This window comes from Jeotgalibacillus aurantiacus (genome assembly GCF_020595125.1).
GTDB lineage: Bacteria > Bacillota > Bacilli > Bacillales > Jeotgalibacillaceae > Jeotgalibacillus > Jeotgalibacillus aurantiacus.
The window spans coordinates 631,312-658,077 of sequence record NZ_JACNMS010000001.1; the positions used below are offsets into that span (position 1 = coordinate 631,312).

At 40.9% G+C, this 26,766-nt stretch carries 26 protein-coding genes; 1 reads left to right on the plus strand and 25 read right to left on the minus strand.

From position 1 onward, the window contains the following. Positions 1-24 precede the first annotated feature (24 nt). The 4 genes from H7968_RS02960 to H7968_RS02975 form a co-directional block, all read right to left on the minus strand. Entirely contained in the window at positions 25-1,668 is a 1,644-nt protein-coding gene (locus H7968_RS02960) for a sensor domain-containing protein (RefSeq protein ID WP_227394743.1), read from the minus strand. Between the two features lie 228 nt (positions 1,669-1,896). Then, positions 1,897-3,180 (minus strand): isocitrate lyase, encoded by a 1,284-nt coding sequence (gene aceA, locus H7968_RS02965; protein WP_227394744.1) that lies wholly within the window; start codon positions 3,178-3,180, stop codon positions 1,897-1,899. A 74-nt stretch (positions 3,181-3,254) separates the two neighbouring features. Next, the gene (locus tag H7968_RS02970) at positions 3,255-3,554 is read right to left on the minus strand and encodes a hypothetical protein (RefSeq protein ID WP_227394745.1); all 300 of its coding nucleotides are present in this window, start codon (positions 3,552-3,554) and stop codon (positions 3,255-3,257) included. 120 nt (positions 3,555-3,674) lie between these two features. Next, entirely contained in the window at positions 3,675-5,846 is a 2,172-nt protein-coding gene (locus H7968_RS02975; protein WP_227394746.1) for a malate synthase G, read from the minus strand. 172 nt (positions 5,847-6,018) lie between these two features. Here H7968_RS02975 and H7968_RS02980 point away from each other — a divergent pair, with 172 nt between their 5' ends. Further along, positions 6,019-6,573, plus strand: coding sequence for a biotin transporter BioY (locus H7968_RS02980; RefSeq protein WP_227394747.1), 555 nt, complete (start codon positions 6,019-6,021; stop codon positions 6,571-6,573). Positions 6,574-6,606: 33 nt separating this feature from the next. Here H7968_RS02980 and H7968_RS02985 read toward each other — a convergent pair whose 3' ends face one another. The 21 genes from H7968_RS02985 to H7968_RS03085 all read right to left on the minus strand — a co-directional run bounded on the left by H7968_RS02985 (position 6,607) and on the right by H7968_RS03085 (position 26,764). Continuing rightward, a complete protein-coding gene (locus H7968_RS02985) occupies positions 6,607-7,602 on the minus strand; it encodes a metallophosphoesterase (RefSeq protein ID WP_227394748.1) in 996 nt (331 codons plus the stop codon). Positions 7,603-7,620: 18 nt separating this feature from the next. Further along, positions 7,621-8,667, minus strand: coding sequence for a nucleotidyltransferase family protein (locus H7968_RS02990; RefSeq protein WP_227394749.1), 1,047 nt, complete (start codon positions 8,665-8,667; stop codon positions 7,621-7,623). Between the two features lie 18 nt (positions 8,668-8,685). Beyond that, the gene (locus H7968_RS02995) at positions 8,686-10,494 is read right to left on the minus strand and encodes an ABC transporter ATP-binding protein (protein WP_227394750.1); all 1,809 of its coding nucleotides are present in this window, start codon (positions 10,492-10,494) and stop codon (positions 8,686-8,688) included. Between the two features lie 12 nt (positions 10,495-10,506). After that, positions 10,507-10,938 carry a S24/S26 family peptidase gene (locus H7968_RS03000; RefSeq protein ID WP_227394751.1) on the minus strand — a complete coding sequence of 144 codons (432 nt, stop codon included), beginning with the start codon at positions 10,936-10,938 and terminating at the stop codon, positions 10,507-10,509. After that, positions 10,925-11,194, minus strand: coding sequence for a PqqD family protein (locus tag H7968_RS03005; RefSeq protein WP_227394752.1), 270 nt, complete (start codon positions 11,192-11,194; stop codon positions 10,925-10,927). The genes H7968_RS03000 and H7968_RS03005 overlap by 14 nt, the downstream gene beginning before the upstream one ends. Then, positions 11,191-11,976, minus strand: coding sequence for a hypothetical protein (locus H7968_RS03010; RefSeq protein ID WP_227394753.1), 786 nt, complete (start codon positions 11,974-11,976; stop codon positions 11,191-11,193). The genes H7968_RS03005 and H7968_RS03010 overlap by 4 nt, the downstream gene beginning before the upstream one ends. An 87-nt stretch (positions 11,977-12,063) precedes the next feature. After that, on the minus strand, positions 12,064-12,267 hold the full coding sequence (locus H7968_RS03015) for a hypothetical protein (RefSeq protein ID WP_227394754.1): 204 nt from the start codon (positions 12,265-12,267) through the stop codon (positions 12,064-12,066). Between the two features lie 67 nt (positions 12,268-12,334). Then, entirely contained in the window at positions 12,335-14,125 is a 1,791-nt protein-coding gene (locus H7968_RS03020) for an ABC transporter ATP-binding protein (RefSeq protein WP_227394755.1), read from the minus strand. After that, on the minus strand, positions 14,122-15,276 hold the full coding sequence (locus tag H7968_RS03025) for a nucleotidyltransferase domain-containing protein (protein ID WP_227394756.1): 1,155 nt from the start codon (positions 15,274-15,276) through the stop codon (positions 14,122-14,124). Before H7968_RS03025 ends, H7968_RS03020 begins: the two co-directional genes overlap by 4 nt. Further along, complete coding sequence (locus H7968_RS03030) at positions 15,273-15,746, minus strand: lasso peptide biosynthesis B2 protein (RefSeq protein ID WP_227394757.1); 474 nt, start codon at positions 15,744-15,746, stop codon at positions 15,273-15,275. Before H7968_RS03030 ends, H7968_RS03025 begins: the two co-directional genes overlap by 4 nt. Positions 15,747-15,760: 14 nt before the next feature. Further along, on the minus strand, positions 15,761-16,051 hold the full coding sequence (locus tag H7968_RS03035) for a lasso peptide biosynthesis PqqD family chaperone (RefSeq protein ID WP_227394758.1): 291 nt from the start codon (positions 16,049-16,051) through the stop codon (positions 15,761-15,763). Continuing rightward, positions 16,035-16,964, minus strand: coding sequence for an aldolase (locus tag H7968_RS03040; RefSeq protein WP_227394759.1), 930 nt, complete (start codon positions 16,962-16,964; stop codon positions 16,035-16,037). The genes H7968_RS03035 and H7968_RS03040 overlap by 17 nt, the downstream gene beginning before the upstream one ends. A gap of 72 nt (positions 16,965-17,036) precedes the next feature. Further along, the gene (locus H7968_RS03045) at positions 17,037-17,168 is read right to left on the minus strand and encodes a paeninodin family lasso peptide (protein ID WP_227394760.1); all 132 of its coding nucleotides are present in this window, start codon (positions 17,166-17,168) and stop codon (positions 17,037-17,039) included. Positions 17,169-17,183: 15 nt separating this feature from the next. Next, positions 17,184-19,097, minus strand: a complete 1,914-nt coding sequence (locus tag H7968_RS03050) for an asparagine synthase-related protein (RefSeq protein WP_227394761.1) — start codon at positions 19,095-19,097, stop codon at positions 17,184-17,186. A 162-nt stretch (positions 19,098-19,259) separates the two neighbouring features. Beyond that, complete coding sequence (locus tag H7968_RS03055; protein WP_227394762.1) at positions 19,260-19,970, minus strand: metallophosphoesterase family protein; 711 nt, start codon at positions 19,968-19,970, stop codon at positions 19,260-19,262. A gap of 30 nt (positions 19,971-20,000) precedes the next feature. Continuing rightward, the gene (locus H7968_RS03060) at positions 20,001-21,764 is read right to left on the minus strand and encodes an ABC transporter ATP-binding protein (RefSeq protein WP_227394763.1); all 1,764 of its coding nucleotides are present in this window, start codon (positions 21,762-21,764) and stop codon (positions 20,001-20,003) included. Then, on the minus strand, positions 21,765-22,913 hold the full coding sequence (locus tag H7968_RS03065) for a glycosyltransferase (RefSeq protein ID WP_227394764.1): 1,149 nt from the start codon (positions 22,911-22,913) through the stop codon (positions 21,765-21,767). A gap of 14 nt (positions 22,914-22,927) precedes the next feature. Further along, complete coding sequence (locus H7968_RS03070) at positions 22,928-24,118, minus strand: glycosyltransferase (RefSeq protein WP_227394765.1); 1,191 nt, start codon at positions 24,116-24,118, stop codon at positions 22,928-22,930. 15 nt (positions 24,119-24,133) lie between these two features. Continuing rightward, positions 24,134-24,553 carry an adenylyltransferase/cytidyltransferase family protein gene (locus H7968_RS03075; protein ID WP_227394766.1) on the minus strand — a complete coding sequence of 140 codons (420 nt, stop codon included), beginning with the start codon at positions 24,551-24,553 and terminating at the stop codon, positions 24,134-24,136. Continuing rightward, complete coding sequence (locus H7968_RS03080) at positions 24,540-25,715, minus strand: CDP-glycerol glycerophosphotransferase family protein (protein WP_227394767.1); 1,176 nt, start codon at positions 25,713-25,715, stop codon at positions 24,540-24,542. Before H7968_RS03080 ends, H7968_RS03075 begins: the two co-directional genes overlap by 14 nt. Positions 25,716-25,720: 5 nt before the next feature. After that, the gene (locus tag H7968_RS03085) at positions 25,721-26,764 is read right to left on the minus strand and encodes a glycosyltransferase (RefSeq protein ID WP_227394768.1); all 1,044 of its coding nucleotides are present in this window, start codon (positions 26,762-26,764) and stop codon (positions 25,721-25,723) included. Positions 26,765-26,766 lie beyond the last annotated feature (2 nt).

Here is a 26,766-nt window from a genome sequence, read left to right on the forward strand (position 1 = left end):
TCTTGTGATTTATTTTTATATGCGTTATTTCCGATAAATTCTGTACGAATTTTTACCGTTATTTTTCGCCTCATACAGCGCTTCATCAGCCTGTTTGATCAGTTCCCGTTTATTGCGTCCATGGATCGGATAAATAGAGATCCCCATGCTGGACGTCGTACAAAAATGATATTGATCCACCTTCCAGTCATGCTTGATAGAACCGAATATTTTTTCAGCCAGCGCTTCGACCTCTTTTTCATCCTCTATATCAGGAATCAGGATCAGAAATTCATCCCCACCAAGACGAGCCACGACCTGATTGTCATCGAGTGCCTTTTGGAGCCGGACTGAAAACTGTTTTAACAACTCATCGCCTGCATCGTGACCCATCGTATCGTTTATTTCCTTGAAATGATCCATATCGATATACATCAGCGCAAACATTTTCCCATGCAGATAGGCATCCTGAATCGTTTCGTCAATCTTTTCGATAATATAACGGCGGTTTGGCAGGGCCGTCAAACTATCGCTGAACGCCATTTTTTTAAGGGCATTCTCCGCTCGTTTCTGCTTTGTAATATCTTGTCCCACTTCATACATTCCGATGATCTCATTGTTTACTTTAATCGGGATCGTTTTGATTTTCAGATCCACCAGACGACCACATTTATGGGGAACGGTTGTATTATATTCAATCGACTCCCCCTGCAGCGTTCTTTCCATATAAGATTGATACAGTGATCGCTGTGATTCCTCTGTTCCCATTAAAAGGTGGTCCTTCTGATTCAGGACTTCTTCTTTGGCATACCCGAGAATATGACTGACAGAAGCATTAACATCAATAATCCTGCCGGATGGGTCGGTTGCCCAGATCACATCGGGATTCAAATCAAACAGAGAACGAAAACGCTCCTCACGTTCCTTCAACTGCCTTTCGATCTCCTTCATCTCACTAATATCCTTATACATGACAATAGCAAAAGAACGGCCGCTCATCTTAATGGGTCTGTAGGAAGCGAGGACTTCAATGATACGTCCGTCCTTGCAAACACGCTGCCTCTCCATGTTTTCAAAAGATTCGCCGCTGTGTAGTTTCGCCAGAAAAGCCTCATGTTTTGCCTGATTATGTCCATTAAAGAAAGGAGCAATTAACACATTCTTTACTTCATCCTCTTTATAGCCGAGCATCTTCTCAAAAGCTTTATTTACTTTATAAATAGAGCCGTCCTCATTCATTAAAAAAATCGCATCAGATGCATGATCCCACACCATTCCGAGCTCAATAGATTTTCTGAGAAGGGACGCTTCCAGTTGTTTTCGCTCTGTGACATCTCTTGTGATAGACAGGACATGCGTGATATGACCATATTCATCTGTAATGGGATTTAATGTTGTCTCACCTGTCCAGCCATCTTCTGCTCCTATTTCGAAGACAACAGGCTCGTTTGTGCGAAGAAGTTCCAAATAATGATGCCTCAAATAAGCTGCACGCTCATCCGGATAAATATCTTCAAATCGCCGACCAAGAATCGTTTCATCCATACCTAGCCGTTCCTTTGCCTTTTCATTAGAAAATTCATAGAGAAAATCAGGACCATCCATTACTTCCAATATAAATACAATGTCAGATATTCGGTTCATCATTGTTATAAAAGGGTATAAATTGCTCTCGTAGTGCTGTTTCATGTGAATTCCTCCGATTCCTCTGACATAGTACTTTTATCATACCACCGTTTTCAGGAAAGTACTCATGACAATCGGCTTAAATGTGCTCATCTATCTTATAGAACTTTTTACTTATTTTACATAATTATCAATTCTTATGGACTCGAAACCTTTCTTCATTACGGTTATTCACACTAAAAAAGCTGAGACCACTCATGATGAGTGAAGTCTCAGCCTTATAAACTATATTTATGCTTTTTGGAATTGCTCTGTTTCAGTCGATCCTGACAGCGCTGTAGTTGAAGAGGTCCCTCCTGAGATGACCATTGATACCTCATCGAAATACCCTGTTCCAACCTCACGCTGGTGGCGGGTTGCGGTATAACCATCTGCCTCAGCATCAAACTCTGCCTGCTGCAGTTCAGAGTAAGCACCCATTCCGCGGGCTTTGTAGCCTTTCGCCAGTTCAAACATGCCAAAGTTAAGAGAATGGAAGCCTGCAAGTGTAACAAACTGGAACTTGTAGCCCATTTTACCCAGCTCCTGCTGGAATGTTTCAATCGTTTCATCATCCAGCTTTTTCTTCCAGTTAAATGATGGAGAACAGTTGTAAGCAAGCAGCTTCCCTGGATATTTCTCATGAATCGCTTCAGCAAAACGTCTTGCCTCATCAAGGTTCGGTTCAGATGTCTCACACCAGATCAAATCCGCATAAGGAGCATAAGCCAAGCCTCTAGCAATGGCCTGATCCAGCCCATCATTCGTTCTGAAGAAACCTTCAGGCGTCCGCTCTCCTGTTATGAACGGGTGATCGTAAGGGTCTACATCACTAGTAATCAGGTTCGCCGCATTGGCATCCGTTCTGGCAATAATCACGGTTGGAACACCCATTACATCAGCCGCAAGCCGGGCTGAAATCAGGTTTTTAACAGCAGTCTGTGTCGGCAGCAATACTTTCCCGCCAAGGTGTCCGCACTTCTTCTCAGAGGATAGCTGATCCTCCAGGTGTACGCCCCCTGCACCTGCTTCAATCATCGCTTTCGTCAGTTCAAATACGTTTAACGTTCCCCCAAATCCTGCTTCCATATCTGCTACAATTGGGGCGAACCAATATGTATCGCCCTTTCCTTCTGCCTGCTGAATCTGATCGGCTCTCTGAAGTGTCTGATTAATTCTCTTTACAACCTGAGGAACACTGTTAGCCGGATATAAGCTCTGATCCGGATACATGTGACCTGACAGATTCGCATCTGCTGCAACCTGCCAGCCACTCAGGTAAATCGCCTTTAATCCCGCTTTGACCTGCTGCATGGCCTGGTTCCCTGTCAGTGCACCCAATGCATTCACGTAATCTTCCTCATGCATCAGCTTCCACAGCCGTTCAGCACCCATCGTAGCAAGTGTCTGTTCAATCACGACTGATCCTCTGAGTTTAATAACATCCTCCGGTGAATACGGTCTTTCTACCCCTTGAAAGCGGCTGCTTTGCCACTCCTGTGTTAACGTTTCTGCCTGCTGATTTGTCTTTGTCATCTTTTCCATCTCCCTTTTGTATTAATACAATATTGATATTTAATTAATGTTATATAACAGTTCCACCAAAAAAATTAATCTACGTCTGCACAGCACTCGATCGCAGCTTTGAATGATTCATGCTCCATTCCACAGGCACGGCAGCTATTGTAAGGAATCGTCTCTGCAGGCTGTCTGAAAACAACGACCTCCGAGATTTCTTCCGGTACAATTTCAAGTTCTCCTGTCGGATGGTGATGCAGGCGATGTGCTTCATTCCCATACACGAAAAGCGTTCCAGCCATTTCTTCATGCCGCTTACCCTGAAGAAACTGCTGCGTCATCCACTTTTCAATCAGTTCACGATTGGTTGTTCCCATGATTTGTGTTGTCATGTAAATCCCTCCAATTTGTTTGATTGATATTAATATATAACAGATTATATTTATATGCAACTGTTTTATAACAGTTGCATATATTTTTTTTAAAAACCGCCCTTTTTTCAATAATCAGGCTTATCTTTTAGCTGATAAAAGACTCTTTCGCTTAAACTCCAGTCTTTTGCGATGAAGAACCGGCTCCGTATAACCGGACGGCTGATTTGTTCCATTAAATACAAGCTCACAAGCTGCCTGAAAAGCCACTGATTCATCAAATCGGCCCGCCATTGGAAGATATTCAGGATCACCGCTGTTTTGCTGATCCACAACCTCCGCCATTTTTTCAAGCACTTCCAATACCTGCATCCTTGAACAAACGCCATGCTCAAGCCAGTTTGCAAGATGCTGGCTTGAGATTCTCAGCGTCGCACGGTCTTCCATCAAACCGACGTTATAAATATCCGGCACCTTCGAACAACCCACACCGTGTTCCACCCAGCGGACTACGTAACCCAGCAGCCCCTGTGCATTATTTTCAAGCTCCTGCTGAATCTCTTCTTTTGACCATTCATTAGCTGCTAAAGGAAGCGTAAGCAAAGCTGACTTGCGGTCTGATCGTTGATTCTTCAGCTCCTCCTGAACAGACTTCACATGAATCTGATGATAGTGCAGCGCATGCAACGTTGCGGCCGTTGGTGACGGAACCCACGCTGTATTCCCGCCTGCATGAAGATGTGCTGACTTTTGCTCCATCATTTCTTTCATCCGGTCAGGCATCGCCCACATACCCTTTCCAATCTGAGCACGCCCCTGTAAACCGGATACAAGTCCATTATCGACATTGGATTTCTCATAAGCCTGCAGCCAGACAGACTGCTTCATTTCACCTTTCCGGATCACCGGCCCCGCCTGCATGGACGTATGGATTTCATCACCCGTACGGTCCAGAAAACCTGTATTAATAAACACGATCCGATTTTGCACTTCCCTGATACAATTTTTCAGATTTAATGATGTCCGGCGCTCTTCATCCATCACACCAATTTTAATCGTATACCGGTTTAATCCCAGCAGGTCCTCCACCCGGTTGAACAACTCATTGGCAAAAGCCACTTCCTCCGAGCCATGCATTTTCGGTTTAACAATATAAATCGATCCTTTGTCAGAATTCGGCTGCAGCTCTTTTTCACTGCGATCATGCAGCGCAACGAGGGTTGTAATCACAGCATCCGCAATCCCTTCGTACACCTCCTGGCCATTCTCATCAAGCAGCATTGGATTCGTCATCAAATGTCCGACATTTCGAATCAGCAAAAGCGATCGGCCCTTTAATGTGACGGGCTCACCATCAGGCTTAATGAGGGTCCGGTCTTCTGCCAGCTTGCGTGTCATCGTTCTGCCGTTCTTTTCAAAAGATGCTTCCAACGTGCCATTCATTAAACCGAGCCAGTTGCGATAAACCGCCACTTTATCTTCTGCATCCACCGCTGTAACTGAATCCTCACAGTCCATAATCGTTGTGACAGCCGATTCAAGCAGGATATCCTTAATCCCCGCCGCATCTGAACTGCCAATTGGATGACTACGATCAATTTGAATTTCCGCATAAAGATCATGGTGTTGTATTAGTACAGCATCCGGATGATCAGGAGCACCACGATATCCGGCAAACAGCCCCGGGTCCTGCAGAGTCGTATAAAACGATCCTGTATTCACTAACAGTTCTCCGTCCTGAATGAAGTATTGCTCGGCTTTCTCATGAGATCCTTTCGATAAAGGGATCACTTCATCAAGAAATTCCTTTGCAAAAGCAATGACCTTACGCCCGCGCTCAGGGTTATAGCTACCGCCTTTTTCCGCACCGTCCTCTTCACTAATCACATCCGTACCATATAAAGCATCATACAAACTCCCCCACCTGGCATTCGCGGCATTTACGGCATAGCGTGCATTATTAACAGGCACTACAAGCTGGGGGCCCGCTTTCAAGGCGATCTCGTCATCTACTGACTCCGTTTGAACCTGAAAGTGGTCTGTTTCTTTTTCCAAATATCCGATTTCACGGAGAAAGTCCTCATAGGCTTCTCTTTCTGTTTGCCAATCATGGCCCCGGTGCCACTCATCAATCTGCTGCTGTAGCCACTCACGCTTTTCAAGCAGCTTCGTATTCTGAGGGGTAAGCTCATGCACCAGATCACTGAAACCACGCCAAAATCCTTTTGCGTCAAGTCCCGTCCCCGGCAAAACCTCCGTTTCAATGAACTCAACTAAAAGCGGATCAGCCAGTAACTTTTCTTTTTGAATCATGCCAGTCACTCCTTTTTGTTATATAACAGTAAGATAAATATAAAATTATTATATAACAAAATTGTCGTGAAGCAACCTTTTTCTTCACTTTTTATGGAAAAAGCTATTCAAAGTAAAAAGCATTGTGTAAACTTATATTTGATTAAAGTTAACCTATTTAGGAGGAATGAAGATGTCGTCCAGTCGTTTAAGAATGTTATTATTCAGCAGTATGATGGCTGCAGTCACAGCCATTCTGGCACAGGTGGAAATCCCCCTGCCACTCGTTCCAATCAGTGGCCAAACACTGGCAGTCGGAATCGCCGCCACTATTTTAGGAAGCCGTTATGGGGCATTTGCTATGATCATTTATATGTTTCTCGGCATGACGGGACTTCCGGTTTTCGCAGGCTTTGCAGGTGGCGCACACGTTGTCGCAGGACCAACAGGCGGATACATAATCGGATTCATTGCAGCTGCCTACCTTACAGGACTGTTTCTTGAAAAAACATCCTTTACCATCAAAATGGCCATCATCGCCAACCTGATCGGCATGATCGTCACACTAACCTTCGGAGCCATTTGGCTTAAGGTGTTACTCGATCTGTCCTGGCCGGCAGCAATGGCCGCTGGTGTATATCCATTTTTGGTTGTAGGTGTAATGAAAGCACTGATGGCTGCGTGGATCGGGATTGCGGTGCGGAATCGTCTGGGGAGATCGCAGATGCGGTTTGGGGAGGCGGCTTAGAGCCGGTACTTTTATCAAAAGCACAGACTCTTGTTATTCATCTTCAGAGTCTGTGCTTTTTAATGTGATCAGGTTAATTTCTGGCGGGTTGAAGAGGCGGAAGTTCAGGAAGGATACGGCATTACTGCTTCCAAGTCCTGCACTGACGTACTGTTTATACCCCTTGTATTCCCAAAATCCTTTCACCCGGTTTTGTGGAGGGAAAAGAGGTGAAGGATACCATGCTTCAGGAACAACAAGCGCTCCAATAAAGGGCAGTCTGATTTGTCCTCCGTGATAATGCCCCGCAATAATTAGATCGTAGTTACGCATTACATATCTATCCGGGTGCTCCTCTAGATAATCAATCTGTGGATCTGCTACAGGATAGTGAGTAACCGAAATTAGGACTCCTTCAAATGTTCTGAGTGTTTCAGCTAACTCATTCAGCTGTTGCTGTTTATAAAGCTTATAACTTTGCATATTCTCGTAGGGCATTTTAGGCTTTCCCTCTACGTAAGTGAAGGGCTGATCCGGGTTTAAAACGGACAATTCATGATCAGTTAACACAACGTCCTGTCCGTTTAGTTTAAATTGATCTGAACTCTCAAGGAATCTCACCCCATGCTTTTCCATCACCTTGATATATGGAGCTTTCTCAACTGAATCGTCTGTTACATCGTATGGATAAGGGTCAGTGTTTCCAATGACAAAATAAGCATTGGCGTTGTTTTCAATGCCCTGGATTAAGTCGAAAAACGGACCCGTATCACCATGATCAATCGAATTCATCATGTCTCCTGTAAACAGGATAATGTCGTATTCAAGCTGGTTAATTCGTTTAATTAATTTGGATTGACGGGCTCCAAAATCCTTCTCATGGAAATCAGTGATTTGCAGAATCCGGATTTCTTGTCCGGCAGACATTTTATCTAAATAAATATCCTGTTCTATTACAATAATTCGCTGATTATCCCACAACACATACATGATCAGGATGAAGATTAAAAGAAGTGAAAATAACAAGAAACGTTTCATTACTCTCTTCAATTCCTTCACCCCATTTAACTATTTAAACGCTCCAGTTAGCCGCTTATAGTAAAGAGCACGAATACCTTTAAAATAAGAAACGGCTTTATACTTTAGTTCTGTATTCAGATCTGATTTACTTGGAAAGAGCCATCTTTTAATTTCGTATAATGAATGGAGCGGCCGGTCATAGCTGAAAAACTGATAATTAAAGAAGGCACGATAAGATCCTTCAGGTGGAAGTTTTTGATGGATCTTAAACTGCTTCAATTTATTTTCGTTTAAAATAAATGGGGCAGCTTGGGACAAACGGTTCAATACAAATTTAATTCTTTTATAAGTTTGATCGTTTCGTGCACGTTCAAGTAAACGCTCCAATTGAATCGAGTGTGGAGATGCTGCCAGAATTTGAATCAGATCCAGATAATATTTAACAGAGTCCATATTGTGCCGCCAGCCATGAAGACACATGAAATAAAAAGCATCTTCATCTGATAGGCGATATAAGCATGGAACATCCTCCCGTTCAGCATGATCCCAAAAATCCTGTATATCAATATTTGCCGTATCTTCTCTCATCATTCCCCAATGCACCTCAACACTGAAGGGAATTTCCGAGCCGGGGATAGATCTATAGAATGCCGTATGGAAATGCCCTTCGATCTCTTCGTCTGTCCTTACAAACCCAACAGAAATTAGATATTGTTCAGCTCGAATAAAATCATGCTGATGGATAAGAATATCAAGATCTGAAGTCGATCGTGCGCAAACATCTCCAAAATATTGCCTGGCAAATGTTCCCCCTTTTAAAGGAATTATTTTTATTGCTTGATCACTAAGCTCTTTCATGATTTTTTGACTCTCTAATGACAGCCATTTTAAAAGGAAAATATGTTTTTTAACTCTATTTTCAAAGTCAATCTTTATATAAGCCGGAAGTGCTGCCCATTTTTCAGAATACCTGAGCAGAAAATAGACCTGAGGCAGTACACCTTCTGCTTCTGAAAACTGCACTAGATCGATATATGATTTCTCTTCTACCTGCAGTTCTGTATATAACAGCTGCAATAATTCCGAACGGTTCATGATCCTGCCCCTCCCCTCTTAAATCACATGCTTTTCACTATGATTTCTTCGCGTAAAAAGGTCAGCTTCAATCAGCTCTTTATAAAGCCCTTCATTCTTTAGATCCTGATGCATACCTGACTGAACTAACTGCCCTTCCTTAAAAACAAAGATGACATCAGCATGGCGAATCGTAGAAAGCCTGTGAGCAATCATAATCGTTGTCCTTCCCTCCATTAGACGCTGTAGGGCTGTTTTCACAAGCATTTCTGTTTCGCTATCCAGTGCAGACGTCGCTTCATCAAGCAGCAAGATAGGAGCATCCTTTAAAAGCGCCCTTGCAATCGCAATACGCTGACGCTGCCCACCCGATAAGCGGATTCCTCTCTCGCCAAGCTCCGTTTGATAACGCTCCGGGAGGGTGATTATAAAATCATGAATGTTGGCATCTTTAGCAGCCTGCACCATTTTCTCATAGGGTATATCCACTGCTCCTAGTGTTAAATTCTCAGCAACCGTGCCACTAAAAAGAAACGTATCCTGCGGAACATATGAGATCGCACTTCTTAACTCAGCAAGATCCCAATCACTAATTGAACGTCCCTCAATTTTAATTGCCCCTTTTTGGACATCATAGAACCTCATCAATAATTGAAAAAGTGTTGATTTTCCTGCTCCACTTGGACCAACGAATGCTGATACTTTTCCCGCCGGCAGTGTCAATGAAAGATCTTGAAACAATCGGTTATTTTTCTCGTAGGAAAAGTCTACTTTTTCAATCTTTATATCTTCCTTTAGTTGTATCGTGTCTTTTTTGTAAGGAAGCTCATCTGTTGTTTTTGATTGATCAAACACTTTAACCACTCGTTCAAGCGCTGTAATAGACCTTTGGTAACCTGCCCATTGCCCTGCAAAGCCTGTTAGCGGTGTGACAAGTAGATTTACGAGGTTAACAAATGTAAGCAGCATCCCTGCTGTTATGGCTCCCTGGCCTACAAAATACGCACCCATCAGCAAACTGATCAAAAATGTCAAACTTGCAATGGCTTGTCCACCAGCAAAAAAAGTGCCTTGTATTTTTGCTTCTTTCAGTTCTAATTTATATAAGTCTTCCGTTTGCTTTCGATATTGAGTGTTAAATAGATTCTCCAGAGTAAATGACCTTATCACTGTCATTCCGTGAAACGTGTCATTTAATTTTTTCGTCAGTTCACTTATTGTTTCATGAATTTTAGCACCATTATTTTTCAGTAAAAGTCCAAATACTCCTCCGGCAACTAATGCAATTGGAGCAACAGATAGAGTTATTAATGATAGTTTCCAACTGATTGACATTAGATAAATTAATGCGGCTGTAATCATAATAGGAAATTGAATAAGGTTTAATAAACCACGACCTACGACCGCATTTACACTTTGAATATCATTTGTAAAATGAGACATCCATTCACCTGAATGAGCACGATTCAAATCATGGGGTGAAAGCGTTAATATATGCTTGTAAAGATCCTGATTCAAATCTTTCTTAATATTATTCATTGATGTTGTTTCTACATAAATCCAGATGAAATTCGATATAATCCGATACCCTGAGATAAGCAGACCAATGACAATAAGATTACTTAATCTCTCAAAATCCCCACTTATTGCAGCATCAATGACATTCCCCATAAACCAGGCAAATATTAGAGTAACCCCTATTCCTGTCAGTAATAGCAGTACCATTACTGCATAAGACTTTTTGTACTTCCACACATAAGGAGCGAGAAGCTGAAAGATCTTATTGAATTCTTTTATAGAAAGATATTGTTTGATCTCCTGCATTCTTTCAGCTGTTATCCACTTCATGGTATCCCCTCCTTATGCAGTACGTTTTGAAAATCGAACGTTTATTTTTCTGAACGCTTTGCTTGTCATTAGTAATTTTCCGAATGAGCGCCAGGGAAATGATGAAGGATTCACCCACTTATGGTTTTTCTTCACTCTGACCAACTTTGCAAGCACCTCATCTATTTTCACAGCGGGATCTACACCTAAGTTTGCATCTCCTTTGAAAAATAAAAGTTCTCCGCTCTGACCAATCAGCCTGTGCGTAATGAGACGATTTTCTCCATCTCTGTACAAATAGATATCTCCAACTTTAACATTGACATCCATTAAAATGGTAAATAAACACATTTCTCCTTCCCTAATCAGAGGGTGCATGCTCGTTCCTTTACCCTTCATTTCAAGTGTCCCACTCATTTCAAGCACTCTTTTTACTGCCTGAAAGCCTGCTTCATTCAGATGCATTTTTGACCAATCCCTTTCGCTCCAAATCCTGCATAAAATCTATTAAATCTTGGTTGATCTGTTCAGGTGGAGCATCATATCTGACATAAAGTAATGTCCTGATTTCTTCAAAAGATTTTCCTTGATTCAAAAGTTCCCAGCAATATAGTCCTGTGTCATTTAATGTTGTAACTGTGAATTGCTCAGCATGTAATATAACTGCTTCATCGTTGAATGACATTTTTTCCTGCTCACCTGTTAAAGAATATTGTCTCATGAGCTCATCATCTCCCAAAAAGTAGGATCTTTTTTAAAATGCAGGTGATATACATCTGTATTTTGAATCACTTGTTGAAGAATTTTAGAAATTATTTGTACATCTTTTTTATTCATTGACCAGTAAAATACTTTGTCCATCAACAAAAGAAACGCCTCAGCCTTTCCCATTTTCGATCTGCGGTTATCCAGTGATTGATGCAGAAGATTTAGACTTTCAAGCTTAAATGGTCCCTCTCCTCCCGATTCCATCATTTCACTCCTAAATGGGGAATGGTAAACCACTACTCCTTTTTCAGGGTCAACTCTAATAATCGACGCTTCATCAGAAAGCAATGGTCTTGGTGCTGAAAGCTGAGCAGCCGTAGACTTTCCCGCACCAGATCTGCCAGTGAAAATATGAGCAGCTTCACCTTCAAGTACACAGGAAGAATGAAGCAGGATTCCCCATTCTTGATGGGTAATCAAACCACTAAACAAGGTCATAATTGAGTGTTTTAGTGCCAGAGAATTATGGACGGTGATTGAGGCTTTTTCATAGTGTTCATCCGTAATAATGTAAAAGTCTTCCCGATTGTAAACGACACCTTTGTCATTTTTTGATACTTGAACCTGGTAGGAAGTGAACGGTTTTTCTACACCTCTTATGAGATTGATATGCAGGTCTGCTCTTTTAGGACGAACCTGATTAAACGAAAAAAGAGATTTGCATTCAGCGATCAATGCATCATCCGATGAAGTGATACAAACTGTGTGGGCCCCTATCTTTGACAGGATCTCCATTAGTCGCCCCTCCTTAATAAAAAAATAGCCGGTTTCCTTCGTCGCCAAAAATGCTCGGGGGCAACCGGCTTACTATAAAAAGTTTTTCTATCTGTTTTGTCCAGGAGGAGTACCAGGACCACCCGGACCATCCCCAGGGCCGCCATTTGGATTACATGCGTTCTCAGGGAAGTTGCTTCCATTACCATTGTTTGGCGGTACTCTTCCTTCACCACAGTTCCAGCTTTGTGCCGTTTCAAATTGAATCATTTGATGCTCTTTTACTTCCGGTGCTGCATAGGCCATCTTCATCTCTTTCACCTCCTTTCATATTTTCTTAATATTCAATTGTCCTTTATTAAGAACAACCGGATATGAATTAAGAAACACCCATTTGCTTTTGGAGCAAATGACTAAAAAGATTGCTTTTTTCCTGTGATAGTTGTTTAAACCCTCCCTGCTGGACCACCCGTCCCTGATCAAGCACAATCACCTGATCTGCGTTTCGGATGGTCGACAGTCTATGTGCAATTACCAGGATTGTCATTTTACCTTTTAATTGTTCAATAGCCTTTTGGATACTCGCCTCACTTTCACTGTCAAGTGAGCTTGTCGCTTCATCTAAAACCAATACTGATGGCTTCCTTAAAATGGCTCTTGCCAATACAAGACGCTGTCTTTCTCCTCCTGATAGCTTAATCCCCCTGTCTCCAATCAGCGTATCGAGTCCATCAGGCAGGCGTTTGATAAAATCGGTAGCCGCTGCAAACGATAAAGCTTCCCATAGATCGTCATCATTAGCATCCTCCTTTACGAGCAACAAATTATTACGAATCGTTGTATTAAATAGAAAAGGATCCTGAGGAACATAGCTCATTTTTTTTCTCAGTGATTGAATTTTTTCTGCTGTCAGCTTTTCCTGATCAACCAGAATTTCACCATGATCTGGAAGGTTCAATCCCATCAGCAGATCAACAAGAGTACTTTTCCCTGCCCCGGACCTTCCAACAAACGCAGTCATTTCATTAGCATTAATTTGTATTGAGATGTTCTTTAACGTGAATTCACTGTTTTCAGATTGATACTTAAAGGAAATATTGTTACATGTGATTCCTTCAGTTACTGGTACTGCTGGCATATGACCTGTAGCATTTCTGATCTCTGCGTTCGCTTTGCACTCCTCCTGGAGCCTCTGAATCCCCGTAAAAGACGGCAGTACCGTGGCAATTTGCTCAAGAGAGGATTGAATACCTGCCACCCTTGGCCATAGCCTTGAAAAAATCAGCATAATTAAAGCCAATTGAGCCAGTTGAGCATTAAACATCATAATGGCTATATAAATGAATCCCGCAATCAGAATAGCTGAAGCCAGTTTATAGTACAGTTGAGATGTGGCTTTCATTGCTGTATATTCTGTCTGCTCATTTTTCATCTTTTCTGTTAGATCAGAAAACCAGCTAATTCTTGAAGTTTCCAATGAATTGCTCTTAATCTCCTTCATTCCATTAATCTGATCTGTAATCCCTGCCATATACGCGCGCTGAAGATCATAATTTCTTTTCCCCAGAAACAGGGATTTTCTTAAGAATTTCCGATTAAAAAATACGAGTGCTCCTCCAAAAACGAGTACGAAGGTTGTAATGACAGGTGCTAAGATAAATGCAAGTGTGATTTGGAAAATAGTCGTAATGAGTGAAGAGGCAAACTGTAAAACAGCCTGCGTTCCCGCGCTTGCTCTCATAACCTCACCTGCCAACGCATTAACAAGGTCCGATCTCCTGTTTCCAATAAAGAAAAGCCAGTTGGATCTGATTAAAGCTTCATACGTATTGGTTCTCAGGTGACGCAGAAAGCCCTGATGGATCACTGCATTTCTGATACTGACTTTGCGATGAAGGATATATTGTAATGCCGCTATTCCCACGAACATACCTAACACCATAAGAAGGGACCACTGGATATTCATTTCACCCAAAAAAGCGAAAGAAGTAGCGAAAGGGATTTCTGACGTGTCAAATGAGATAATGCCCGTCAGAGCAATCATTGGGATTAACAAAACAACTGCCGCTCCCTCAAGTAACCCAATCAAAATCATCGCTGAAAGATTCAGATATAAAGTCCTTCCTGCAAACTGGTTCATTTGTTTGATAAAATAGAGCATTGCTTTCATATTTTCACCTCGTCTGTCAGCACCTGCCCTCTACTTTTCCTCCAGATCCACAAAGCGGGTCTAAGAGGAAAATAAAGCACGTGTAATGATTTAGGAAGTGGCAATGTACGTGCATCTTCCGGGTAAGGATACAATGTACTTACAGCAAAAAACAGTTTCTCTGATCTCGACATTAGTGAATACAAGTGTTTTTTATGATAAGAAGAAACTTCTTTTTCCAATGGCAAGTCATGAAGGTTAATCATTCTTTCCAGATAAAACATGGTATCATCAGCTAGTTTTATTGGCTGTCTACCTCTTGTAAAAGACAACGTTTCTTTTGGAAGTTTTGTATGAAATAGACGCTGAACCAACGTAAGTGCCTGCCCTGCTATGATTGGTGAATAATGCTGATATTCCTTCGTTTTCATCTTTGTCCAGTCCGGCTGCTTTTCAATAAACCTTTGGATATCCAGTAGCCATCTAAGCCTTGACCATCCGTGCCTGGCTCCATGATGCACCAGAAAATAAAAATAGTCTTCTTTTCCCAGGAAATGAGTACAATGATTTTCCGAACACTTTCGGGACCATAACCTTTCAAATCCAGGCTCTTTAGAAGGACCCGGATTCAGCCTCCAATGAAGTTCTACTTTGATTTTCTTAGCCGGGTGAAGATACGCAACATGATGGTGTCGCCATTTCCAGTCGCCCAGAACTGTTTCAATATAGTCATCTTTTTCATATCCCATAGAAGACAACAGCACTTCGGCCTGCTTAAGCTTTTCGATCGGTACCATAATATCCAGATCACCAGACGTTCGTAATGACAGGTCGCCGTATAAGTATTTTCCCATCTCCGGCCCTTTCAATTGCATCATCCGAATCTTATTCTCATGAAACAATTGATTCAGCTGATTCATTTCTGCTGCAAGATGAAGCATCTTGAATACGTTTTGTTTGTACCACAATTCCAATTTTAGTAACACATGATCAGGAATATCTTTTCTTTGCTGATTCATTATTTCTACATACAAAATGGGATATACCCTGTGATGCCTTGCTTCCTTTAAAAAAAGTGACCAATCCACTTTGTTTGCTAAAGCAGAAGAGTCACGGTTAATAATCGATAGCATAAAGATAAATTCCGTTGTCAATCTGTTACTATTGTTCATCGCACCCGACTCCTTTTCCGAAGATCAGGCAGCTCTTTCGCAAACATTCCAACAACCGTATATCTGCTTCTTCCCTTCGCACCGGTAATGATGAAGGGACCGCTGCGAAGCCAGGCGTGCGCAGCCAGTTTGCCGGATTCATCTTTTCCTGTGCCAAGATACAATGTACTTGGAATGTCTCTGCGAGAGAGCATATTCATTGCGGCTACTGCCTGAACAAGACACATACTTTCCCACGGGGTATAACGGCTCATAATTTGAACGGCTTGCGAAACAGCTGCCAGTGTTTGACGATCCTGATCTTTCAGTTCATGTGACGTTTCCTTCATTCGTTCTCCAAGTTTTAATGACGCTTTTTCAAATGGAAGAGCCTTAAATAGTCTTCCATAGGCTAGCTGAATGTATGCTTCACCAAGCATCCATTTGAATTGGGGATCCATCTCACGAAATAGCTGAAGTCTTGCTATCATCGCTCTGCCTCCTTTCACTCATGTTGAATCAGATTTTCCTTTAATAGTTCGTTAATAAAATGGAGGACTTCTTTTTCGCATTGCGCCCGTTCCACTTCATACCGGATTGTCAACTCATCAACCATGCCAGAAACTGTGATAGGAGAGGACATCAGTGTCCAGATTTCCCCACCAATCGAACCAAGGTTATAGTACTTTCCATTCTGAATACTTAACATGACTTTCTCACCGTTCATATCACTTACCATATGCCCGGGCTGTTGTGAAACAACTGAATTTATTGTTAGTTCATTTTGCTTTTGCATAACTGGATCTCTCCTTTTGAGCGGTTTTTGTTACGTAATCAGCCAGTTCTTCTGCAGTAATTTTATGCTGCGGACGATTAAGCTTATAGATTTGAACCGAAGCTGCTAATTGAGCCGTTACATTAAAATGCCATTCGGTGAGTCCCATACGTTCAAGAAATGACTTACGGTACGTATGTTGAAACAGAACCGGAAAAGTCTGCAGTCCATTAATTTCTATTAGTGTAATGTCAGTTCTTTCAGATTTCGATAACTCAAAAATACCAGCAAGTTCGACCTCCCCGTCATAAAAGTGATGGCCAGCCGGGACGTTGTATTTCGTTTCGCGCGCCATGATGGATTCATATGGTTCTGTATCCATTTTGAAAAGATCCAGGCTTTCCACCCACAATTTTTGCTGCGCGTAAGAGGATGTAATGTAAGGCACACCTTCTTTAAATTGAATGGGAAGGATGTCATCACTGATCAGCTTATATCCTCTTTTCATTAAAGCTCTGGCCAGCGTGGATTTACCGGCTCCTGACTCTCCCACAACTGCATAAGCGAGGCCACCGATGATCACTGCGCTGCCATGAAGAGGAAGCACTTTTCTTTGCATCAAAATAGCTCCCATACACGTTCCGAGTAAAAAGAGTTTGAGCTGACGATTTTCAATCATTGGAAACGGGTCATATAAAATCGTTTGCCCTCCTCTCACTCTGAACACTCCAACATTTTTGATTTCAAAGAAAAGCTCTTCTTCAGAAACAAGAAAACGGCGATTTCCAGGTTTGATATGAAACCACTCATCGATTAAATCAGCACGCATAATACTGACATCACTTATCTGGTTCGACTTTGTCAATTCTTTCATTTCGATATCACTTGTAATCCCCATACCAAAGGCACGATAAAAGTGTTTATTTGTTGTCATAATCAACCCTCCTTTTTAAAAAGAGCCCTTATACCATAGCTCGCATATAAGGGCGGCGATAAGTATCATGGTTTAGCTGAAGTGATCTGCTTCTTCTTCATCTGGATCATCGTTAAATTCATCAGGTGTTCTTAGCCCCGGACCTGCAAAAGTTTCTTCCACATCAAGGCTGTTCAGCCATGGAGTTGACCAGTTCTTCTTCATTCATTTCACCTCCTTTCAATGGTTTAAGATAAAGCGTGAAGCGATCAAGCTTCGCATCAGCACTTTAAATTCATAATCGGTTACAAGAGAAGGAATCGGTTGATCAGGCAGGTTATGTGCGATCTTCTTCAGTTTGTTAAGATCAATATATTTTTCAAGTATCGGGTTTCCGGACAGACCTGTTAATTCATTTTTCAGCTCTGGCCAGTTTCTTTGAAGCCTGAAAGATGTATCCGCACTCTGCAGCCCTCTAACCTTATAGTTGAGCCTGACTTCATCTGGAAGGATCCCTTGCATTGAGCGTCTGATCAGTGCGCGATCCATTCCTTTTTTCACAAATTGATTCTGAGGAATAGATAAACAATAATTAATAATTCTAAGATCATTTGTTGGATCTCTTGTCCAAATTCCATATTTCAAAGATAACTTTCCGGCAACAGCCGCATTCCCCATATAGAAGAGGTGTCGGAAATAGTTCTGCCTTTTTTCGTGATTATTGGCCACAATAAAATCATGTCGCATAAGAGGATATTGACTAAGTGTTTCTTCAACTTTTGTTTTGTCAGCCAGACTGTCACTGATCAACACTTCCATTGCAGGTGCAGCTTTTTGTGAGCTGAATGCGCTTCTTCCTATCTGCTGGATGATTTTTTTGCGCCCTTTACCAGTCATGAGATGATAATGCTGTACTTCCATTCCCAACTTGATTAGATGCCCCTTTTTCAACAAGTCAGCATAATAACTAAGTGCGTTGCCCCATGACACTGTATGATTCCCTCGACCTCCACTCAGCAAAATGCCGGCTCCCATGGATGATGCCTTTTCATTAATCCCCCTGATCCAGTGGGAGTTCTCGAAAAATTTATAAGGTGACTCCATAATATCAAGCCATTCGTCGATTCCTGTAAAGCTGTTTTGATCAGGGAATGATTCAAAATATCCCTCCATATTTCCGGAAAAATCAATGGTGTGTTTGATAAATTCACTTTCATCCGCAATTCGGCTTCCCTTTATCCAATTTTGAAAGCCTGGAACCGGAACTGAACTGAATGTTAATAGCTTTTTTTGCTGGATCTTTAACTCTCGTGCTGCGATTGATGCGACAGATCCCGAGTCGAGGCCACCACTCAAGTAAGAGCTCACCCGTTTAAAGGTTCGAAGCCGGTCCTTTATGGCACGTCTATAGATTTCAAGGAAAGCTTCTTCATATTCTTCGTCTTTTTTAAACTTTATTTGCTTCTGTTGAGGAAGCGTAATGTATTGAGTAAGTTTTACATTTCCATCCTTCACTGTGATTGAGTGAGCGGGTGGAACCTGATAAATATGTTGATAAGCTGTTTCTCCTATACTCACTGCCGGAACAAATTCCGGAATAGCAAGAAATTCAGCAAGCCAGTGATCATTTAACTGTTTAGGTACATCTGGTATTGCATGTAGCGAAGCGATCGTACTGCCAAAATAAAATCGTTCCACGCTGCGTGCATAATAGAGCGTTCTAAGTCCCGAAAAATCTCTAGCACCAAATAGACGTCTTTTATTCTCATCCCAAATCATAAAAGCAAAGTCACCAATTAAATGAGCCGGTAAGTCCTCTCCCCATTTCAGGTAAGCTTCAACGATCAGGCGGCTATCCGTCATTTCCTTTCTTAATCCAGGATCGATACCCAACTCATTGAAAAGTTCAGAACGATTATCAATAATCGCGTCTGCTGTGATAACAACTCCAGATTTCGGACATCGATAAGGCTGTATCTCTCCGATCGATTCCGGTGTAATCCATTGAGCATGATTTCCGAAGAAGAGTGATTTTTCCTGAAACACGCGCTGATCATCATAAGGGAATCTTTCCAGCGATTGCATCATCCTAAGACTATATTCAACAGGGATGGTGCGATGCTGCAGATCAATCATTCCAACAATAGCGCTCATCAGGCTCACCTCCTCTTTTTGTTCTTTAAAAAGAACAAACGCTTTATAAAAATAGAGACACCGATATAATTTTTTGGTATCCCAATCCATTTGTTCTTTATAAAGAACTTCATAATTTGATTTTACTCCTTTTTTTCAACAAGTCAATACTTTTTTTACTAATTAAAAATTTTGTTTAAAAATATCTAAATTTGGATATTTATTTACTTCCAGCGACTTTAAATACGCCTCTCTATCAAGCGGAAATGAAAAATGATTCACTGAAAGTGTAGTCTTGTTTATCTCTAAAACTGCAAAATGGCCCTTGCTGCTTTGATCCAAGGGCAAACCAATACTCCCGGTGTTAATAATGTGTTTTTTATTGACCTTGCGATAGAAAGGATCATGAATATGTCCATAAACATAAATGTTTGAATTGTTGTCATTCATATCGAAACTCTCATTAAATTGCTCATAAGATGACGATGCCGGAACAACATCAAATAGATTGACTGGTGTTGCATGAAAAAAATTCAGTTTATACCCTTCAGCATCCAGGCTTCCGGTAGTAGGTAACTGTTGTAAAAAAGAAAGGTCCTGATGGGTCAATTGAGATAACACCCAATCCCTCTCCATTTCCATCAAACTACGCGTACTTTCATTTATTTCTCCTTTGTTGAACCCCCTTACGATCCATTCATCAGCATTTCCTTTAATCACTATATCAGGCTTCAGGTCATGAAGAATTTCGAGCACTTTGGACGGATCAGCACCCCGGAAACACAGATCACCTAAAACAATAATTTTGTCAGGTTTTATTGTTTTGATGATGCCGATTGATTGTTCAAGAGCTTGTGCATTACCATGAATATCAGATAAAAAGACAATTTTCATTCATATTCCACCTTTCACGGTCCAACCTGCTTACATTGCTGACTTAACTCCACCTTTGTGAGTATTGACAAGCTTTCCATCATTCATTGTAAACTTGATATCACAACTCTCGATAGTTGATAACCGATGGGCAATCATGATCAGTGTTTTTTCACCCTTCAGCTTATAAATAGCTTCCATAATTTCTTTCTCAGTTTCATGATCCAATGCGGATGTTGCTTCATCCATGAACAACACCTCAGGGTTATAGTATAAAGCCCTTGCGATTCCTATTCTCTGGCGCTGACCTCCCGATAGCCTTACTCCTCTTTCTCCTACCATGGTATCAAGCTGATCAGGTAAGCTTAAAACAAAGTCTTTTAACTGTGCTTTTTCCAGTGCATTCCAGACCATTTCATCCCTGATTTCTTTTTCATCCAGACCAAATGCTACGTTGGATCTGATCGTATCGTCAGACAAAAAAATCACCTGAGGAATATAACCGATTGTTTTTTGCCAGTGGTCTTTCTGGTGCTCAAACGGTAAGCCGTTTATTTTCAGGGTTCCATTGGAAGGTTGCAAAAGACCCAGAATAATGTCGACAATCGTTGTTTTTCCTGCACCGGACGCACCGATAAACGCAACGGATTTTCCAGCAGGAATGGTCAGGGATACATCCTGTATCGTTGCTTTTGTCTGATTAGGGTAAAAGAATGAGACATTTTCAAGTGTAATTTCATCAATTTTACGTTCGTACTGAGACCCTGTTTCCTTATTGTTCCGTACTTCAACCGATAGTTCCACCTCAAATAAGTCCTCATACACCGCATCTAATGAAGGCTGACTGTATCGAATTGTTGTAATTAGAGCAACAACTCTGGTAATAGACGGCATAAGTCTGAATGCAGCCATTGCGAATAGAGCCATTGTCGAGATAAGCTCTGCTGTATTTTTCCCTTGAAACACAATAATCATTAATGTGACGAGCACCACGATCACGAGCATCGTCTCAATAAAGAGCCGCGGAACCTGCTCAAGTACCTTCATATACCTGCTGTTATTTGCCTTGACCTGACTTTGGCTCGTATATTTACGAACAAAAAATTGTTCTTTACCTGACACCTTAACCTCTTTGGCCGCCCCCAGTCCCTGATTCACCCATTTTATTAATTGCCCTGACACCTCTCTTTGTTCCTTTCCGAGACTGCTCACCTTATGGCGGAATATATAATGAAAAATGCTCATACTTCCACCGAGTAGCACGGCAGCCGTCAGGGTTGCGATTGGAGATGTGTAAAACAACAAAGTCAGGATACAAATAATGACCAGCACTTCAGTAGCAAGCTGAAAAGCAGATAACAGTATTCCCTGTAACACTTTTGGAACTTCTTCATTCACATTTCTTAATAAGCCTGAAGTATTTCTCTGAAGATGAAAAGTGTAAGGTTTTGTTAAATATACATTAAACAAGTCTCTGGAAAGTTTAACCTGATGATTCAAAACAACTTTAAACTGCACGTACTGATATAAAAGAAGGTAGGTGTTCTTAAAAAAGAACAAAGAAAGCATAAAAATAACTGCTGCAAAAACAAATTGATTGTAAGCAGTGAATCCAAACTGAGAATACACTGAGCTGATGATTTCATTTTGTTCAATGATATCCGGCTGTGTGATTATGCCGATCAAAGGTACGATTAACCCTATTCCCAGTGTTTCAAGGAATGCTGCAATGACCATCATTCCCAGCAGAACCATAAATTTTTTCCGCTCTTTAGAAGTAAGCATATGATTAATTTTTTTTATCGATTGAATCATTTATGTCGCCTCCTGTTTTAACTCTGTCGTGACATTCTTTTCTTTCCACAGCGCTTCCACTCTTTCACAGACTGTATCGATGAATTCCTCTGTATCTGTGTTTGAGACGATTTGGCCTTGTCCATAAGGGTTTAATTGTTCCTTTGCGCCTGTAAAGTCAGTAGCAATGATCGGAACATTAAACACTTTAGCTTCTGATAGCGTAATACAAAACCCTTCATGCTTTGATGGTTGCACATATAAATCACACTCTCTCATGAAAGGATAGGGATTCAATTTTGCCCCTAACAGGATCGCCTGATTTTCAAGACCATATTTTTTTATCTGAGCCTCATATGTTTTTCGCTCCGGACCTTCCCCAATAAAATACCACTTCACAGGTATGTTACGGCTCACTAATCTATTTAAAACAGGAAATGCTCTATCCTGTCCTTTTTCATTACTTAAGCGCCCGACTGTAAGTATTCTGATTCCTTTGAAATCAGTTAAAAAACCTGTTTCTTCTCCTAAATGTTTAATCAGCTCGGGCGACAGTCTATTTTCGCTCACATCCAGCTTCTTTTCAAGAAATGGAAAACGAGAGGTCATTTTGGCTTTTCCTTCTTTTGAAACTGTATAGATTTTTGTAAAAGATGGATAGATCGTCTCCACTATAGAAGTGCTGAATCCTATTTTATCGACATCAAAATGAATCCACTGATATTTTGTTTTAGCATCCACTTTCTCAGCAATATAAAATGAAATAAAGTCCATCGGCCCCGCGTAGGCCACGGCTACATCATAGACCTCCTGACATTGACTGACCTGTTCAGCATAAAATTTCATTTTAAACTTGTCATTTCCAGTGATTTTAGTCGCAATAGATGCGGCAGTATAGTGAAGTAAATCTTTAAATTTATTTGACTTGATAAGGACTTTAACATTACTTTTTATTCCCTGCTGTATATATGGCTTTATTGTCTTATATCCTTCAAGAGACTCGATTTTTACGTGATGCGGTACCTCACTGAGCAGTAATCCGCTTTTTTCCAACAATAGAAGGGTAATATCATGTTCTTCCTTATTGAGGCCGTGAAGAAGATTTAACAGCGATTTTTCTGTACCTCCTAGATTCATATTGATCGCCATAAATAACATTTTCTTTTTCAACCTTCACGCCTCCTTTAACTGATTAGTTCATATATTTTCTCTATTTCTTCTATATTTCCTTTTTTTTCATTCCAAAGATTTTTTACGATTTCATTTCTCAATTCCGGGTTGGCAGCCAGCTTTAAAATTCCATTTGCAACAGCTTCTCCACTCATCTCGACTACAAGTCCATTTTCTCCATGTATCATTTGATCGTATACCGCATCAAATTCTGTTGTAACAACTGGTATATTGAGCATTCTGGCTTCAGCAATGGCTAATCCAAACCCCTCAAATCTTGAAGTTTGAACATACAGATCAGCCTCTTTAATATATGGATAAGGATTAGCATGTACGCCCAATAAAATAAAATGCTCCTCTAATTCATTCACTTTAATCATGTTTTTAATATCAGCTTCAAGCGGTCCCTTGCCAAGTGCATACCAGCGGAATTTCAATCCTGATTGCTTTAGTTTTCTGCAGGCTTCGATGGCAATATCATAACCTTTTTGTTTAGCAAGCCTGCCAATCGTCAGGATACGAAGTCCGTCGAACTGATCATCATAGGCAACACCGTTCTCAGCCATTTTAGAAATGAATTCAGGGTGATTGATATCATAAATCAATCTCATTTTGCCTTCAAACTCAGGATAGTTTTGTAGAAAGATTTCTTTAGATGATTCTGAAACGGCAACGATTTGATCCATTTTTTCATAGTACTGACGTTGAAATACATGGTCTTGACCTTCCAGCTTATAGCTGACATTCACCCATGCGATTTTTTTTGCTGCCTTGACTTTATCAGCTGTAAAAAACGTTGGCACACCTTGCGCATAAGCAATCGCCACATCATAGGTTTTCGGAAGATTTTCAATCACCTTACCAATAGTTTGCCAATAGAGCCTCGCTTTTTTTATATTTCCCGCCTTCTGATTTCTCAACTTGAAAGAATAAGCGGATCTGGCACTTAAAAACCGCACTTCTCTAGCAGTTCTCGTATTTTTAATCATAGATGTTAATGGCAACTCCGCATATTTCGAATAAGCCAGCGGCGGAAGGATCGTCACTTCTCTTGGTACCAGCGTCTCAAGTTCATGCCCATGGGAGAACAGCATTAGGTCCACTTCCACTATTGTATAGTCCAGTAATCCCAACAGAGTCACGAGACTTTTTTCGGCTCCTGCACATGCAAGAGAATCAATAGTAAATAACAATTTCTTTTTCATCGCACTGACCTCCTTTCACAAAATTTCTATTTTCTTTTTCACAATCGTCGAAGAAACATGTGGCGTGTATGGAAAATATACAACCTGAACACCGAACTCACGAAACTGCATCTCCGTTTTCAGGAATAAACTATTTCCTTTCCAATCATCTCCGACAAACATGACATCAAAACCCAGTTCATGCCACGCTGCTAATTTATCACGTGTCACTTGTGGAACTACTTCATCCACATACTTAATACTCTGGACAATCGCCATACGATCCTCATGTGTAATCACAGGCGTTTTGTTTTTATATTGCTGCACGAGTTCGTCTGTACTGACGCCAACAATCAGGTGATCACATTGTTCCTTTGCTTGCCGTAAGATGTTCAAATGCCCTACATGAAACAAGTCAAATACACCCGTTGTATATCCAATCTTATACTGCTTCATCCAATTCCCTCCTCTTCGATTCAAAACAGATCTTTTCAATCCGCTCATACAACTTTTCATTGGCAATCCCTTCATCAAATGAACCAATGCTTGTGGTAAAATCTTTGATCTTTTTCTGATACAGTTGATCATCGAATTGATCAATCTGTATTAGCAGGTGCCGCATATCTCCAGCTGCCGGGAAAGGAAGCTGGTCCAGTTTGAAGTAGAGTGATCTTTCTTTAAGTTGATATTGTTCAGCATCCGGTACAAATAAAAAACACGGTTTCTTCGTCACCATGTAATCGAACATGAGAGAAGAATAATCCGTGATTAAAAAGTCGGAAATATTTAAGAGTTCTTGAATATCTGGATAGGCTGTTACGTCTTTCACCTGGTACTCTCCTAAAATAGAAGAGGAAAACGGCAGTAAATGTGGATGCAATCTTGCTAAAACAACCCATTCACCCGAATAACGTTTCTTCAGTGCATATTTTAATCTGAGAAAATCCAGCGCATAAATTTCAGGTGACAGTTCCTTTCTAAAAGTAGGTGCATATAACACGACCTTTTGTCCTTCTGACAGCCCGAGGCGAAGCATTGTTTCTTTTTTCTTTGTATTTTGTCTGCTTAATAATAAGTCGTTTCTGGGCATTCCATGTTCAAAAATTTCTCCTTCATACCAGAATGCTCTCTTGATCGTTTCTGAACTGAATTGACTGCCTGATAATATAAGGTCCGTATGATTGGAATCTCTTCTTGCCATTTTCAAATAACCTGCAGGAAGGAATTCTTCAGCATCCTGTTCAACCTGTTTCAATCTCAACGAGCTATGCCACGTTTGAATATAATACTGGTTTTCTCTTTTTACAAAGTAAGTCGGCATTCGATAATTTGTAATAATGATTTTTGATGTTGCGATCGCATAAATTGCACTTAAAGAGAAAAGCTTAACTTTTTTTATTTTCGGATGAACTGGCACTTCGTTCATGGATCTGGTGAACCCCCAGATCAATTCAAATCGACCTTCTTTATCTTTTTTTCTGATAAATTCACTGATATATTTAGGATTACAGCCATATTGCTGGCCATAATAGCTGATGAAAAAAATACGGTTATGCTTTACAGGAAATACTCTGAAACAAATCAAAAGCAGCCTGACTAAAACATCTTTCATCTTCATTCCCTTCACCCTTTCCCCGGTTCTGCCGGTTGCAGCCCTTCAGGAGAAGGGATCAGCTTGAGCTTTCGAAACCCTTTTCTCAGTCCAAGAAAACATAGATTTAAAAAGGGATGATAATGAAAAAATTTGAGTTGACGATATAAGTGTGGCTCATCTGATGCTGCCTGTTCAAAAGACGAAAAGCGTTCATCAATAAATCGTCTCAACTCTTTCCGATGATAGCCTTTCTCATCTTTTTTACGATGAAAAAATAGCAGATGATAATGTAAAAGACTTGCTCTCAACAGCTCCCGATTTGAAGCATCCGCAAGCCCCGGATAGTTTACTTTCATCATCTCATGTCTTTCGGTCAGCCCTTTTATAAAGTCTAAATTTCTTGGTGTATAATCCGCAGTGATACTCGTGCTGCGCTGCATGTAATAATATAAAGGCTCTGAAACCAGCACAAGAAGTGATACATTCTCCATAACGCGATATGCCCAGACAACATCTTCAAATAATCGTCCTTCTTGAAAAGGGATGTTTTTGATAAGCGTTGTCCGATACATTTTCCCCCACGCAAAGTTTTTAACTTTTTTATTTGAAACAAGCTCACGTACCGCCTCTTCATTGGACAGCACTGTTGGGGACCGTTCTTTTTGCAAAAAACGATAATCAACCATATTTCTGTTTTCATATGCGTAATAGAAGTTTGATTGAACGATATCCGCCTTCGTTTCGAGAGCTAAATGTAACATTTTTTCGACAGCATTAATTTCAATCCAGTCATCACTGTCTACATACATGCTGTAAAAGCCATGTGCATATTGAATGCCTGTGTTTCTGGCCCCTGAGAGCCCTTGATTGAGTTGATGCACCACTTCAATCCGGGAATCAAGTCGTGCATACTCTTCTGCAATTTCCCCACTTTGATCTGGTGAACCGTCATTGACAACTATAATTTGAAGATGAGGGTATGTTTGATTACTCAAACTGTCCAGACATCTTCGAATATACGCTTCCACCTTATAGACCGGAACAACAATACTGACAGTTACCGGTTCATTCATCG

Bases quoted from the DNA above. Each gene is read 5' to 3' on its own strand.
- H7968_RS03025 (WP_227394756.1), bottom strand. From the start codon at position 15,276: ATGAACAATAGTAACAGATTGACAACGGAATTTATCTTTATGCTATCG.
- H7968_RS03015 (WP_227394754.1), bottom strand. From the start codon at position 12,267: ATGAAGATGGCCTATGCAGCACCGGAAGTAAAAGAGCATCAAATGATT.
- H7968_RS03050 (WP_227394761.1), bottom strand. From the start codon at position 19,097: ATGAGCGCTATTGTTGGAATGATTGATCTGCAGCATCGCACCATCCCT.
- H7968_RS02970 (WP_227394745.1), bottom strand. From the start codon at position 3,554: ATGACAACACAAATCATGGGAACAACCAATCGTGAACTGATTGAAAAG.
- H7968_RS03035 (WP_227394758.1), bottom strand. From the start codon at position 16,051: ATGCAAAAGCAAAATGAACTAACAATAAATTCAGTTGTTTCACAACAG.
- H7968_RS03060 (WP_227394763.1), bottom strand. From the start codon at position 21,764: ATGATTCAATCGATAAAAAAAATTAATCATATGCTTACTTCTAAAGAG.
- H7968_RS03070 (WP_227394765.1), bottom strand. From the start codon at position 24,118: ATGAAAAAGAAATTGTTATTTACTATTGATTCTCTTGCATGTGCAGGA.
- H7968_RS02990 (WP_227394749.1), bottom strand. From the start codon at position 8,667: ATGAACCGTTCGGAATTATTGCAGCTGTTATATACAGAACTGCAGGTA.
- H7968_RS03080 (WP_227394767.1), bottom strand. From the start codon at position 25,715: ATGAAGATGAAAGATGTTTTAGTCAGGCTGCTTTTGATTTGTTTCAGA.
- H7968_RS03030 (WP_227394757.1), bottom strand. From the start codon at position 15,746: ATGATAGCAAGACTTCAGCTATTTCGTGAGATGGATCCCCAATTCAAA.
- H7968_RS02980 (WP_227394747.1), top strand. From the start codon at position 6,019: ATGTCGTCCAGTCGTTTAAGAATGTTATTATTCAGCAGTATGATGGCT.
- H7968_RS03040 (WP_227394759.1), bottom strand. From the start codon at position 16,964: ATGACAACAAATAAACACTTTTATCGTGCCTTTGGTATGGGGATTACA.
- H7968_RS03020 (WP_227394755.1), bottom strand. From the start codon at position 14,125: ATGAAAGCAATGCTCTATTTTATCAAACAAATGAACCAGTTTGCAGGA.
- aceA (WP_227394744.1), bottom strand. From the start codon at position 3,180: ATGACAAAGACAAATCAGCAGGCAGAAACGTTAACACAGGAGTGGCAA.
- H7968_RS02960 (WP_227394743.1), bottom strand. From the start codon at position 1,668: ATGAAACAGCACTACGAGAGCAATTTATACCCTTTTATAACAATGATG.
- H7968_RS02995 (WP_227394750.1), bottom strand. From the start codon at position 10,494: ATGAAGTGGATAACAGCTGAAAGAATGCAGGAGATCAAACAATATCTT.
- H7968_RS03075 (WP_227394766.1), bottom strand. From the start codon at position 24,553: ATGAAGCAGTATAAGATTGGATATACAACGGGTGTATTTGACTTGTTT.
- H7968_RS02975 (WP_227394746.1), bottom strand. From the start codon at position 5,846: ATGATTCAAAAAGAAAAGTTACTGGCTGATCCGCTTTTAGTTGAGTTC.
- H7968_RS03085 (WP_227394768.1), bottom strand. From the start codon at position 26,764: ATGAATGAACCGGTAACTGTCAGTATTGTTGTTCCGGTCTATAAGGTG.
- H7968_RS03000 (WP_227394751.1), bottom strand. From the start codon at position 10,938: ATGCATCTGAATGAAGCAGGCTTTCAGGCAGTAAAAAGAGTGCTTGAA.
- H7968_RS03005 (WP_227394752.1), bottom strand. From the start codon at position 11,194: ATGAGACAATATTCTTTAACAGGTGAGCAGGAAAAAATGTCATTCAAC.
- H7968_RS03045 (WP_227394760.1), bottom strand. From the start codon at position 17,168: ATGAAGAAGAACTGGTCAACTCCATGGCTGAACAGCCTTGATGTGGAA.
- H7968_RS03055 (WP_227394762.1), bottom strand. From the start codon at position 19,970: ATGAAAATTGTCTTTTTATCTGATATTCATGGTAATGCACAAGCTCTT.
- H7968_RS03010 (WP_227394753.1), bottom strand. From the start codon at position 11,976: ATGGAGATCCTGTCAAAGATAGGGGCCCACACAGTTTGTATCACTTCA.